We start from the raw sequence: 14,099 nt of genomic DNA, 5'->3' as shown, positions 1-14,099 counted from the left end.
GATATAAACTAAGACATCCCAATAAAAATATTGAGATGTAAAGTGATGATTTAAAAGCAAACTTATATGATTTTTTAAAATTGACACTCATTAAAATTCAATTTTATAACCCACACCTTTAATTGTTTTAAAAATGTCGTCGTCAATTTTTTCTCTTAATTTTCTTATATGAACATCAATTGTTCTTCCGCCAACAATTACTTCATTTCCCCAAACTTTATCTAAAATTTCAGCTCTGGTAAAAACTTTACCTGGCTTAGAAGCTAATAAATAAAGTAACTCAAACTCTTTTCTAGGTAATATTATAGTTTGATCATCTTTTATTACCTTATATTCTTCTCTATTAATTTGAAGATTTCCTACTTGAATTGAAGTAGATTCTGCTACCGTTTCCTCTTCTTTAAGCCTTCTAAGTAGACCTTTAACTTTACTAACTAACAACTTAGGCTTTATAGGTTTTGCTATATAATCGTCTGCACCTACTTCAAAACCAGCCACTTGAGAATAGTCTTCATTTCTAGCTGTTAAAAAGGTAATGATAACGTCTTTTAAATCTGGGATTTCTCGTATTTGTTCACAAGCTTCCATGCCGTCCATTTCAGGCATCATTACATCCATGATAATTAAATGAGGCTTAATTTTAATAGCTTGTTTTACTGCTTCTTTACCGTTTGTAGCTGTTGAAATTTGATAACCGGCTTGAGCCAAATTATATCCTACTATTTCTAGAATATCTGGTTCATCATCCACTAATAAGATTTTAATATCTTTTTTCTTCATTTTGTGAAATTTCATTCAATATTTCGGTAAAGTTAAAGATAAAAAAGTTAGAAAACTTTGACTTAACGGTAATTTAATCTATTAACCTTAACTTAACTTTTAACAAACTTACTAATAACTTCTGAATAACAATCGCGTAATTTTCAAGAGTTTATTTTGCAGCAAAAATAAACACAACTTCATGAAAATTAAATTTTTATTATTCTGGTTATTCATTTCGGTAATCAGTTTTGCCCAAAACACTACAAAAATCAAAGGTCTTGTTAAAGACAAAGAAAACAATCAACCTTTAGGATTTGTGTCTGTTTCCCTTAAAGGAACTGGTTATAAAACCGATACAGATATAAATGGAAATTACGAATTAAATGCAAAACCAGGAAATTTTACACTTGTTTTTTCATTTGTTGGCTACAAATCTATTGAAAAAAGCATTACGCTAAACTCTGGACAAACGTTAGAAGTAAATACAAGTCTTCAAGAAAACTCCTCTAAAATTGAAGAAGTAGTTGTTAAAGTATCTTTAAAGAAAACTACAGAAACAGCACTTTTAAAAGAACAACAAAAAGCAGTAGAAATCAAACAAAGTATTGGTGCACAAGAAATGTCTAGAAAAGGTATTAGTGATGTTGAAGAAGGATTAACAAAAATATCTGGTATTACTAAAGTTGACTCTAGGGGAATCTTTGTAAGAGGACTAGAAGGACGATATACAAACCTACTAATCAACGGATTAGCCGCTCCTACTAATAATCCTTTTAATAAAATGATCCCTTTAGATTTAATACCTTCTGATGTAGTGGATCAAATTGATACCTATAAGACATTTAGCCCTAACATTTACGGCGATTTTGCTGGTGCAACCTTTAATGTTCAAACAACAACTAAAATTACTAAGCCAATCACAAAGATTTCAATTGGTACTGGATTTGTTACCAACAACAACCTAAAAGACTTTTATTATTCTAAAAATTCTCAAAAGGGAGCTGGTTACTTTGGCTTTGAGTCAATCTACAGAGACTTACCTTCTGTTTTTGGATCGCAGCCTAAATCGATCAGCATTAGCGGTACAAAAGCTCAAAACACATTTGATAATTCAGTTTCTCCAACTAAAGGAAAAAGTCCTTTAAATTCAAGTTATGGTATTTTACATGGTGATAAATTCGACATTGGAACATCAAAACTTAGTTATTTATTTGCTTTAAATTTTGACAATAGCTATCAATATAGAAAAGGGGTTAGAAGAACATTTCAACCAGGTCAATATGCACAGTTTAGCAACAATTTATACAAGCAATCTTATAGCTACAAAACCAATTCATCTGCTATTTTAGGATTAAATTATAGTTCTAACCGATTGAATTTATCTACAAACTTCTTGTACTTAAAATCATCTAGTAGTGAAATATCGACTTCTGTTGGGGTTTTAAATGCGCAAACCAATACACCAAATGCCTTTGTTGGAGTTAATAAATATGAGCAAACTGACTTTTACAGTGGACAATTATTTGGCGATTACAAATTAACTTCAAATGGAAATCACAAAATTAAAGTGGGTGTTTCTGCAGCAAAAACAAAATTCGGCTTGCCTGATTTAAACTCTTTTTATGGAATTAAAAACAGTAACAATACAATCTCTTATAACTATGGTGCAAATAATTTTTTGAGACAATATTTGACAATTGACAACACCTTATATATGTCTGGATTTGCAGAATATAGTTATGACTTTGGAAACGACAACAAATTAACAATAGGAGTTAACGGAAATGGCAATCAATTAGAATCAAGTTATCGTTTCTTAAACCTAAATCCTAATACTAATTATAGTATTTACACTTTAGCTTATGAAGACATTAACGATCAAATCTTATATGATTTAAATAATCCAGATTTGAATCAAAGATTATTTTACATTGAGCAAAGTGCTTATAACTGGAAAGCAAAAGTAAAAGATAACACTATTGGTACCTATGCTAATTTGAATTATAATATTACTGAAAAATTAAATGCTAACATAGGATTGAGATTTGAGCAGTTTGATTTAACTTCTTATTACAAAGACGGATCTGCATCAAACGAATTCAAAAAAGTTAATAACACCAAATCATACATATTACCAGCATTAAATTTAAAATATGTTGTTAATGACAAGTCTAATTTAAGATTCGCTTCATCATTAACTTATACAAAACCAGTTTCTATGGAAGCTTATCCAATACAAATTGTAGATCCAGAAGGAGAAACTATTCAAGGAAATTCATTCCTAAAAAACAGTCAAAATACTAACGTTGATTTAAAATATGAAATTTTCCCAACGAATAAAGAAATGTTCTCTTTATCTGCCTTTGGAAAAAGAATTGAAAATCCAATTGAAAAAATTTACATCGCTTCTGCTGGAGGCCCAATGATTTCATATACAAATTCAAAAGATGCTGTTTTATACGGAATTGAAGGAGAAATGATTTTTGATTTTGGAAGAATTTCTAAAAGTTTATCTAATTTCTCTTTAGGTTTCAATGGAACGTTAATGCAAACGAAAGTAACCTTAGCTGATAAAATTATAAATCCTATAAATGGTCAATTATTAGATAACATTGAAAATGTTTACCAAAAAGGACAAAGAACCAGAAATTTACAAGGCGCTTCAAACTGGTTAATAAATTCTGATTTAAAATACCAATTCAATGTAAATAAAAAATGGAGTTCAACAGTAACTGCGGTTTATAATGTATTTGGTAAAAGAATTTATTCTGTGGGCTCAAATGGTTTTGATCATATTTATGAAATGCCTGTTCAGAAATTAGACTTGGTTTGGACTAATAAAATAAATGAGCACTTTGATCTTAAATTCTCAGCCGATAATATTTTAAACCCAAAAGTAAGATTAGAATTAGGTGATGAAAGCAGTAGCAACTTCATTGAAAACTCAAAAACTTACAAAGATTTTAAGAGAGGAGTTGGATTCTCAGTTGGTTTAAATTATACTTTCTAAAATAGTCGTGCATACAATTAAAAAGGGTTTCAGTTTGAAACCCTTTTTAATTTAACATGAAAGCAATTGTAACTAACATTTAATTAATAACACAAGTAAATATTTTATAATTAATTAATATTAATTAAATACTCAATTAATTCACTACTAAGATATTTGCAACGTAAACAACAATCAATAAAATTAAAAAAAATGAAAAAATTATTTTTAGGATTAACTGCTTTATCTTTAATCTTTACAAGTTGTTCAAAAGACGACAATAACGAAGAAACAAATGGACCTGCTACAGGAACAATTCAAGGAGAAATTACTGGAAATGTGAGTTATGCTTATGGAAATTATAACTTAAAAGGTGTAGTGAGAGTAAAACCAGGAGCTACATTAACAATTGCTGCTGGAAGTGTAATTACAATTGACAAAACAGCTTCAACAGACAATGGATTAATTGTTGAAAACGGAGGTACAATCAATTTAATAGGAACTGCTGACCAACCAATTGTTTTTACTGAATTATCAAAAGTACCAGGTTCATGGTCAGGAATTATGATAGTAGGAGATGCGCCAATTAATGCAATTGGAGGCGCTTCAACTGCAATCTCTGAAGACGGTTCAAACATTACTTACGGAGGAACTGACAGTGCAGATAACAGCGGTACATTAAAATATGTAAGAGTTGAATATGCAGGGAAAAAAATTGCCGATGGACAAAAAGAAACTAATTCATTTACTTTCTACTCTGTTGGTTCTAATACAACTTTAGATCATTTAGTTGCTTATAAAGGTGCTGATGATGGGTATGAATTCTTTGGTGGAACAGTAAGTATGACTAATGCAATCTCTTATGGTAATTTTGATGATGCTTTTGACTGGCAAGATGGATGGAAGGGACAAAATAATTCAAATTGGTATGCTTACCAAGTAGGAAAAGGAAATTTCGGAATGGAAATTGAAGCTTGTTCTAACAACAATAATTATTGGCCAGTAATTAGCAATATTACTTTAAAAAGAAACGCTAACTGTGTACCTGAAGATGTTTCTTCAATTGAAATTGATGCTTTCCAATTTAAAAAAGAAGGAAATGGAGATTTTAACAACATCGTTATTGAGGGATATGGCAGCTTCTCAAACAATGGTACAACTTATGAAGGAACAGGTTGTAAAATTCAAGATGCTACAACAAACAACAACCAAGTTAATGGATCAAAAATCAAATTGACGAATGTAAAAATTACTGGTTCAACAACAAATTATAAAGGTGCTGGTTCAGTAGTAGTTAACTTCCCTACAGGTCAATTTACAACTAGTACAACATCAACAGGTGCTAGTATAACTACTGGTGTTTGGGCAACAGTTGAAGGAACAAGTTTATTACAATAAAAAAATTGAAAAACTGAAAAAACAGCTCAAAAGAGCTGTTTTTTTTTTGCCTCAATGTTAAGTTTTTAGCAATGTTACCAAATTGTTAAGTAATTGTTTGTTTTATGTAAATTTATTTCCTAGCTTTGAATTATTAAACTATAAAACTATATGATTATGAAAGCTTTAATGACAATTTGCGGTTTATTATTTATTTCGTTTGGATATTCACAAGAAATAAAACCTACAGCTGAAGAAATAGCTCCAGATACTTATAAAGTAAAATATTATCACGATAACGGTAAAATTATGCATGAAGGAAACTATGTTGATGGAAAAAGTAATGGGTTATGGAAATCTTATGATGAAAATGGAAACTTAATTGCTGAAGGAAGTTTTAAAGATGGTAAGAAAGAAGGTTTATGGAATTTTTATAAAGGAGAAGAGGTAAGTAGTGTATCTTATAACACAAATTCTATCGCTGAAATTAAAAAATTCTATACTAATCATTTAGCCGTAAAATAATCCAACCTTTAAATTACAAGATATCAAACTACGCCACAAGCGTAGTTTTTTATTCTGTTATAAATTTGATAAAAAACAAAGAACAATTTAAATTAAAATCTATTTTTGCATAAAAATTAGATTATGAGCGTTAAGAAAGCCTACTTATATGTTTTTATTTTACTTCTGATAGATCAAATCAGTAAGGTGTATATTAAAACTAATTTTACAATAGGAGAAAGCGTTACCGTTTTTAATTGGTTTAAAATACAATTTATCGAAAACGAAGGAATGGCTTGGGGTTTAGAACTACCAGGTGATTATGGAAAACTAGCCTTGACACTATTTAGAATCATAGCTGTAGGTGGATTAGCTTGGTGGTTATGGGATTCTATCCAAAAAAATGTTTCAAAATACCTATTAACAGCTATTATTTTAATAATGGCAGGTGCAATTGGTAATATAATAGATTCTGTATTTTATGGAATATTATTCAACGATAGTTATGGGCAAGTGGCTACACTCTTTTCTAATGAGCCTTACGGAACATTATTTCATGGCCGTGTAGTAGACATGTTTTATTTTCCTATTTATCGTTTTGAACAAGTTCCTTCTTGGTTTCCATTCAAGGACTATTCAGGCGGATTTACTTTTTTTAATGCTATTTTTAATGTTGCAGATGTTGCAATTTCTACTGGATTTGGCATCTTGATTGTCTTTAATAAGCGTTGTTTTACAGATCATAACAAATCATCTTAATCTCTTTTAACAAAATCAACTAAAAAGAAATTTGTTATTTAATTATCAAACAAAATTATTATGTTTAAAAATTATTTTTAGCTTTGTCTAAATTTAATTTTTTATGATTAAAAAATATATTTTTACAATCTTGATTTCGAGTTTTGCTTGGTCTCAAAAAAAAGACAGCATTGCTAAAAACGACAAAGGCATAGATGAAATTGTAATTTCTGGAACATTAAAACCTGTAATACGAAGCGAAACAACTGTTCCAGTTGAAATTTATACAACTAACTTCTTAAGAAAGAATCCTACTTCAAATTTGTTTGAAGCACTACAAAACATAAATGGGGTTCGTCCACAACTCAATTGTAACATTTGCAATACGGGCGACATTCACATCAATGGTTTAGAAGGACCTTATACCATGGTTACAATCGACGGGATGCCCATTGTCAGTGCACTATCAACTGTATATGGTTTGTCTGGGATTCCCAATGCGCTTATTGATCGAATTGAAGTAATAAAAGGACCTGCGTCTACATTGTATGGTAGTGAAGCGGTGGGAGGGTTGATAAACATCATTACCAAATCACCCCAAAACACTCCTCTCTTATCAGCTGATTTCTTCACTACTTCTTGGTTAGAAAACAACTTAGATTTAGGGTATAAATTTCAAGTTGGCAAAAAAACACAATCCTTACTTGGGCTAAATTATTTCAACTATAATTCTCCTAAAGATAACAATCATGATGGATTTACCGATGTAACTTTACAAGAACGCATTTCTGTTTTTAATAAATGGAATGTCATTAGAAAAAGTAGTAAAACGCTAACTCTGGCAGGGCGATTTTTTTATGAAGACAGATGGGGCGGACAAATGCAATGGAACAAATCTTATAGAGGTGGCACAGCAATTTATGGGGAAAGTATTTACACTAAGAGACAAGAAATTATTGCAAAATATAGTTTACCTTTTAAAGAAAACATAAATTTTGCCTTTTCATTTACTAATCACGAACAAAATTCAGTTTATGGTCATGTTTTTTATTTAGCTAATCAACGAATTAGTTTCAATCAATTAACATGGAACAAGGTGTTTTCAAATCAAGACTTGTTAATTGGACTAGCTCATCGATACCAATATTACAACGATAACACGCCTGCTACACGAGATGCAGAACGCTTACAAATAGGAAGTATTTTTCTTCAAAATGAAATAGCATTAAATTCAAAACACAAGCTAATGCTTGCCTATCGATTAGACTATAACAACAATCACGGCTGGATCCAAACCCCACGAGTAGCGTATCGATTTAAATGGAACAGTAACAATAGCATACGCATCAATTCAGGAACTGGTTTTCGTGTGGTGAATTTATTTACTGAAGAACATGCTGCCTTAACTGGTTCTAGAGAAATAAAAATCAGTGAAAATCTAAAACCCGAAAAATCAATTAATGCCAATGTAAACTTTATGAAAAAAATTCGATTCGAAGATTATTCCTTACTTTCTCTTGAAACCTCAGTTTGGTACACCTATTTTTACAACCAAATCTTACCAGATTACGACTCAAACCCAAATTCCATTCTCTACCAAAATCTAAAAGGATATGCCACAACTAAGGGTATCAATTTAAATTTAGATTACGTATCTAGTTTCGGATTAAAAGCAATAGTTGGCACCACTTATATGGAGAGCTACAAAATGGAAAATCGCATTAAAACACGACCTATTCTTACCGAAAAATGGAGTGCTAATTGGACATTGAGTTATGATATTCCTTCTTGGTATATCAGTTTAGATTATACTGGCAATGCTTACAGTCCTATGCGTTTGCCTTTATTGAGCCAACTAGACCCAAGAAGCCCAAATTCTCCTTGGTGGAGTATCCAAAACATTCAATTAAGCTATAAAAAATGGGAGGGATTTGAAATCTATGGTGGCATAAAAAACCTTCTAAATTGGACCCCAAATAAAAACACCCCTTTTCTTATTGCGCGAGCTAATGACCCGTTTGATCAAAATATACAATACGACTCAAATGGAAATGTATTAGCCACACCTAACAATCCTTATGCCTTAACTTTTGACCCTAGTTATGTCTATGCTCCTAATCAAGGTAGAAGAGGATTCTTTGGAATACGCTACAAAATTTAAAAAAGGCTTTATAAATAGACTGCCCCAAAAAATAGTGTTTACTTTTGGGGCAGTGCAAAAAAAATCTATTCTCTATTCTTCTTTGTTTTTCAAAGCCATTAAAACTGTATAGGCATTTTTGATAACTATTTTTTTTCCTATTAGAGTTTCATAATTCCTAATTTCAATCACCTCTTTTGTAACAATTCCTGTTTGAACTGCAACCATTTCAAATACCGAAGATGCTGTTTGGATAAAAACATAATCCTTACCTTCAAAATGAACAACCGCATCATTTGGCACTACAAAAGCATGAGCATTATTTAACTCAATTACGCCATTAACATAATTTCCTGGAATCAATGTATTAGTACGATTATTAATTTTTGCATAGACTTCAATCGCATTTGATTGGGCTTCAAAATTTTTATTTACAAAAGCAACTGCTGTAGTATACTTCACATTAGGTTGGGCATTAGTAAAAACCGTTACCGGCTGACCTATTTGCAAAAGGGCAGCATCTTTATCAAATACTTGTAATTGTGCATACATACTAGTGTTATCCATTAATTGAAATAATGCATCAGTAGCTGTTATATATTTACCTATATTTATATTAACTTGGGTAACCATACCTGAAATGGGAGCCAAAATACGAACCGATTTAGAAATACTATTTTCTGTTAATGTCGCTGGATTAATATGTATTAAACGTAATTTTTCATCTAAAGCCTTGAGTGTGATTTTATGTTTCGCCCATTCACTCTCTGCTAATTGATAACTTTTATCACTACTCGCTTGTGAGGCATTGAGTTCTTTTTGACGTTGATAATCTTTGGTTGCGAAAATCAATTGTTGTTTAGTTGTCAAATAATCTTGTTGCAATTGAACAAAAGCTTGATCTTCAACAACAGCCAATACTTGTCCTTTTTGAACTTTCATCCCAGGCATTACCTTAATTGCTTGCACATAGCCTCCTAATGGCATACTTACACTCGCTACTGCCTCAGGAGATAAAGTTATTTTCCCATTTACTTTAACAGTACTTTGAAGAGCTTGTTCTTCAATATTCCCTAATGATAAATCGGCATTTTTTAATTGCTGACTCGTTAATGTAACTTGATTCTCATCCGCTTGCTTACCAGCGGTTTGTGGTTCTATTTTGGACTGACAACCTAAAAACAAAAGCACAAGTGCTAAAACATATATATTTTTCATTATTTTTTAATTTATAGTTGGATACAATACCTGAATTAAAGCGTCATTATAAGACTTCACTTTTTCTAAATAATCTAATCTTGAGGCTAATGCCTGCTGCATAATCCACGACCATTCCATAAAGTTAATTTCACCTTTAAAAAGTTGTTTATCAGCTGTTTTAATCATTGATTGTGCTCCTGGAAGCACTTGATTTTCATAATTTTTTAGAACCAATACATCATTTTGATGTTTATTTTGAAAAGCCAACTTAGCTTGTTCTAATTCTTTTTTCTGTAATTCAGATTGATTAGCTAAAATGGTCCCATTAATTTTATAAGCTGCTCTTCGAGCCCTATTGGCTCCATTAAAAACAGGAATACCTAAATTCAATTGAAATGACTGAAATCGTACTCCACTTCCATATTGCACATCATCTGCCCCCATTCCTTGCATCGTCATACTATAATAACCTAAGGTAATTTCTGGAAATAACGCTGCTTTTTCAACTTGTATCGCCACTTCATTAGCTCTTTTCTCTTTTTCAATGAGTTGTAAACGCAAATGATTCGTTTCAAAATCAGCAGCAATTTGTCCTTCAATTTTCAAATCTGTATAAGCTGGCATTACCCAATCAGTGGTAGACAACAAATATTGCATTTGCAATTGAAGTTGGTAAATCATCTCTTGATTCTTTTTAAAATCAGCTTTAATAGAAGCTAAGGCTAATTCTGCCCCATTTTTTTCTAAATGGTTTGTTTCACCTGCTTGTAATCGTAATTTGGCTTTTTCTAAAAATTGGGTATAAATAGAATCCGATTGTTGCAAGACTTTTTCGCGTTCCACAGCATAAATTAAATCATAAAAAGTTTGAGTAATAGCTTTTTTTATGGTTTGTTCTGAAGATTGATAATTCAATTGTGCCAACTCTGTTTGCACTTCGTACCAATTTTTCTTTTTAGCATTTAAAAAAGGGAAACTAATATTTTGTGTTATCCCAACTCGATTATCATTAAAAGCACTGTTTAATTGTCCATACTCACCCACTAAGTTGAATGCTGGTATTTCTTGAGCTGATTTTATCATGACTTGGGCAGCAGCTACTCGTTGTTTGTCATTTTTAAGAATTAAATTAGAATTCAATCCTTGTTCAATAACCTTATCTAAGGGCATTTTTTGCTGAGCCATACCCATAAAACTAAACAGGAAAAACAAAACCACTACTCCGCTTTTAGGTAAAACACGAATAGATTTTTTTTCAAATATCATATATAAAATAGGTAAAAGAAATAACGTTAAAAAAGTAGCAATTAACAACCCGCCAATAACTACTGTAGCTAATGGTCGCTGTACTTCTGCCCCAGAACCGTTGCTAATAGCCATAGGCAGAAAGCCTAAAGAGGCTACAAAAGCAGTCATTAATATAGGTCGAAGGCGGTTTTTAGTACCTGTTAATATAATCTCGGTTAAATCGGAAATACCTTGTTTTCTTTGCGCATTAAACTCAGCAATCAATACAATACCGTTTAAAACAGCTACTCCAAATAGAGCGATGAACCCAACGCCTGCACTAATACTAAAAGGCATGCCTCTAAGAGCTAAAAATAAAATCCCTCCGATGGTAGAAAGTGGAATTGCAGTATAAATCAATAGAGCTTGTTTGATCGACTTAAATGCGAAATAAAGCAATAAGAAAATCAAAAGTAATGAAATAGGGACGGCAATCATCAAACGATCTTTGGCCGCATTTAAGTTTTCAAAACTTCCCCCATAAGTAATGTAATAGCCGCTAGGAAATTTAATTTGAGTTTCCACTTTTTGTTTCATTTCATTTACTAGCGTTTGAACATCCGAATCATGTACATTGAAACCAACTACAATTCTTCTTTTGGTATCCTCACGTTGGATTTGATTAGGTCCATTAATTATGTTTACATCGGCTAGTACTTGCAATGGCACCTGTATCCCTTTAGGTGTTGGTATCAATAAATTCTGTATATCTTGTAGGTTTTGTTTTTGGTTCGCATCCACGCGAACAACAACATCAAAACGACGCTCACCCTCAAACAACAATCCGGCACTTTGTCCAGCAAAGGAAGCATTTACTACTTTATTCACATCAGAAACATTCAGTTGGTACTGTGCCAAAAGGTTTCGTTTGTATTCAATTACTACTTGAGGCATCCCTCCTATAGGTTCAACATATAAATCCTTGGCTCCTTTAATAGAATTGACGATCTTGCCGACTTTATTAGCATATTTAGACAAAGTATCTAAATCTTCTCCATAAATTTTACATACTACATCTTGACGAGCTCCAGTCATTAACTCATTAAAACGCATTTGAACAGGATATTGAAAGCCAACTGTAATTCCAGGTACATCTTGTAGAGCAGCGGACATCTTATCTGACAACTCATTAAAAGTTGATGCTGAAGTCCATTCACTTTTGTCTTTTAAAATCACCATCATGTCAGCAGCTTCCATAGGCATTGGGTCTGTAGGCACTTCTCCACTTCCTATTTTAGTAACTACTTTTTCTACTTCAGGAAACTTTGCCTTAAGTATACCCGCAGCTTTTTGAGTAGACGAAATTGTCGTATTTAAATTGCTTCCCGTTAAAACACGGGTTTCAACTGCAAAATCACCTTCTTCTAAAGCAGGGATAAATTCGCCTCCTAACTGAGACAAAACCACTATGGCTCCAATAAAGGCTACAAAAGTTACAATTATAATCTTTTTCTGATTGTGTAAAGCCTGAATTAAACGAGTCATGTAAATACGCTCCAAAAAGGCCATCATACGCTCTGAAAAGTGTTGCGGATTGTGTTTTATGTTTTTTAACACAATTGAACTCATCATTGGTATGTAAGTAAGAGATAAAATAAAAGCGCCCACCAAGGCAAAAGCAACCGTTTGAGCCATTGGCTTAAACATTTTACCTTCAATTCCTTGTAAAGTGAAAATAGGCAGATAGACTATTAAAATAATGATTTGTCCAAAAACTGCACTATTCATCATTTTTTTTGCAGAAGACTCTACCTCTTTATTTACCTCATCTTTAGTCAAATGAATCGATTCTTCTTTTTGATGACGATGATAAATTTGATGAATCACTGCTTCAACAATAATAACCGCTCCATCTACAATTAATCCAAAATCTAAGGCTCCTAAACTCATTAGGTTACCACTCACCCCAAAAAGATTCATCATAATGATTGCAAACAACATGGACAAAGGAATAACAGAAGCAACTAATAAACCTGCTCTTAAATTCCCTAAGAAAACAACCAAAACAAAAATAACAATTAAAGCTCCTTCAATTAAGTTCTTCTCAACAGTACCTATGGCATTATTTACCATTTTGGTTCGATCTAAAAAGGGCTCAATAACCACGCCCTCTGGTAAGGTTTTTTGAATCTGCTCAATACGCTCTTTTACATTTTTAATTACTTCACTACTATTGGCGCCCTTTAACATCATTACAATTGCTCCTGTTACCTCTCCTTCATTATTATAACACATCGCACCATAACGGGTGGCAAATCCATTTTTAACTTCAGCAACATCTTTAATATATAAAGGTACACCTCCTTTTGTTGTGATTGGAGTGTTTTCAATCGCTTCCAGATTCTGAATCAAGCCTTCACTGCGAATGAATAAAACAGAAGCCTCTTTTTCAATGTAAGCCCCTCCAGTATTTTGGTTGTTTTTTTCTAAGGCATCAAATACATCGGTAATAGTAATCCCATTAGCATTTAATTTATTGGGCTGAATACTAATTTCAACCTGACGCAATTTTCCGCCAAAACTACTGACTTCAGCGACGCCTTTCACACCTGCTAATTGACGCTTAACAACCCAATCTTGTATTGTACGTAATGCAGTTTCATCATACTTTTGTTCATACCCTTTTTTAGCACGAACTACATATTGATAAATTTCACCTAGTCCAGTAGAAATTGGGCCCAATGCTGGCGTACCCATCCCTTGAGGTAATTGGCTTTGAACCTCTTGTAATCGCTCAGCCACCTGCTGACGAGCCCAGTACACATCTACTTGGTCTTCAAATACTATAGTTACTAAAGATAAACCAAAACGAGAAAAACTTCTTATCTCTTTTAAACCAGCAATATTAGCATTGGCTTGTTCGATAGGAAAAGTAACTAATCGCTCTATATCTGTGGCTCCAAACGAAGGCGCTACCGTAATAACTTGTACCTGATTATTGGTAATATCGGGCACAGCATCGATAGGTAATTTTTGCACATTATATACCCCAAATCCTATTAAAACAAGGGTGAACAAGGCTACAAGGAGTTTATTCTTTACAGAAAACTCTATAATTTTATTTAACATGAATAAGGAACTTTAATTAATGAATACAGAAAG

At 32.3% G+C, this 14,099-nt stretch carries 8 protein-coding genes; 5 read left to right on the top strand and 3 right to left on the bottom strand.

All coding sequences use genetic code 11. From position 1 onward, the window contains the following. Positions 1–90 precede the first annotated feature (90 nt). Positions 91–780 carry a response regulator transcription factor gene (locus QZ824_RS00340; protein WP_291274054.1) on the bottom strand — a complete coding sequence of 230 codons (690 nt, stop codon included), beginning with the start codon at positions 778–780 and terminating at the stop codon, positions 91–93. A gap of 181 nt (positions 781–961) precedes the next feature. Between QZ824_RS00340 and QZ824_RS00335 the strand changes: the two genes are divergently transcribed. The 5 genes from QZ824_RS00335 (at position 962) to QZ824_RS00315 (ending at position 8,531) form a co-directional block, all read left to right on the top strand. Further along, a complete protein-coding gene (locus QZ824_RS00335; protein WP_291274053.1) occupies positions 962–3,772 on the top strand; it encodes a TonB-dependent receptor in 2,811 nt (936 codons plus the stop codon). Between the two features lie 192 nt (positions 3,773–3,964). Then, positions 3,965–5,149, top strand: a complete 1,185-nt coding sequence (locus QZ824_RS00330) for a hypothetical protein (RefSeq protein WP_291274052.1) — start codon at positions 3,965–3,967, stop codon at positions 5,147–5,149. 156 nt (positions 5,150–5,305) lie between these two features. Next, entirely contained in the window at positions 5,306–5,653 is a 348-nt protein-coding gene (locus QZ824_RS00325) for a nicotinic acid mononucleotide adenyltransferase (RefSeq protein ID WP_291274051.1), read from the top strand. A 123-nt stretch (positions 5,654–5,776) separates the two neighbouring features. Further along, the gene (locus QZ824_RS00320; protein ID WP_291274050.1) at positions 5,777–6,391 is read left to right on the top strand and encodes a lipoprotein signal peptidase; all 615 of its coding nucleotides are present in this window, start codon (positions 5,777–5,779) and stop codon (positions 6,389–6,391) included. Between the two features lie 103 nt (positions 6,392–6,494). Beyond that, positions 6,495–8,531 (top strand): TonB-dependent receptor plug domain-containing protein, encoded by a 2,037-nt coding sequence (locus QZ824_RS00315; RefSeq protein ID WP_291274049.1) that lies wholly within the window; start codon positions 6,495–6,497, stop codon positions 8,529–8,531. A gap of 72 nt (positions 8,532–8,603) precedes the next feature. Here QZ824_RS00315 and QZ824_RS00310 read toward each other — a convergent pair whose 3' ends face one another. Then, a complete protein-coding gene (locus QZ824_RS00310; RefSeq protein ID WP_291274048.1) occupies positions 8,604–9,728 on the bottom strand; it encodes an efflux RND transporter periplasmic adaptor subunit in 1,125 nt (374 codons plus the stop codon). Positions 9,729–9,734: 6 nt separating this feature from the next. Continuing rightward, positions 9,735–14,066, bottom strand: coding sequence for a CusA/CzcA family heavy metal efflux RND transporter (locus tag QZ824_RS00305; protein WP_291274047.1), 4,332 nt, complete (start codon positions 14,064–14,066; stop codon positions 9,735–9,737). Positions 14,067–14,099: the final 33 nt, after the last annotated feature.

Source organism: Flavobacterium sp. (genome assembly GCF_021151785.1).
Taxonomy (GTDB): domain Bacteria; phylum Bacteroidota; class Bacteroidia; order Flavobacteriales; family Flavobacteriaceae; genus Flavobacterium.
The sequence above is the reverse complement of the archived record's forward strand: the minus strand, read 5'-3'. Positions and strand labels throughout refer to the sequence as shown.

Coding starts and splice junctions, on each gene's coding strand:
- QZ824_RS00335 (WP_291274053.1), top strand. CDS start 962: ATGAAAATTAAATTTTTATTATTCTGGTTATTCATTTCGGTAATCAGT.
- QZ824_RS00330 (WP_291274052.1), top strand. CDS start 3,965: ATGAAAAAATTATTTTTAGGATTAACTGCTTTATCTTTAATCTTTACA.
- QZ824_RS00320 (WP_291274050.1), top strand. CDS start 5,777: ATGAGCGTTAAGAAAGCCTACTTATATGTTTTTATTTTACTTCTGATA.
- QZ824_RS00310 (WP_291274048.1), bottom strand. CDS start 9,728: ATGAAAAATATATATGTTTTAGCACTTGTGCTTTTGTTTTTAGGTTGT.
- QZ824_RS00325 (WP_291274051.1), top strand. CDS start 5,306: ATGAAAGCTTTAATGACAATTTGCGGTTTATTATTTATTTCGTTTGGA.
- QZ824_RS00315 (WP_291274049.1), top strand. CDS start 6,495: ATGATTAAAAAATATATTTTTACAATCTTGATTTCGAGTTTTGCTTGG.
- QZ824_RS00305 (WP_291274047.1), bottom strand. CDS start 14,066: ATGTTAAATAAAATTATAGAGTTTTCTGTAAAGAATAAACTCCTTGTA.
- QZ824_RS00340 (WP_291274054.1), bottom strand. CDS start 780: ATGAAGAAAAAAGATATTAAAATCTTATTAGTGGATGATGAACCAGAT.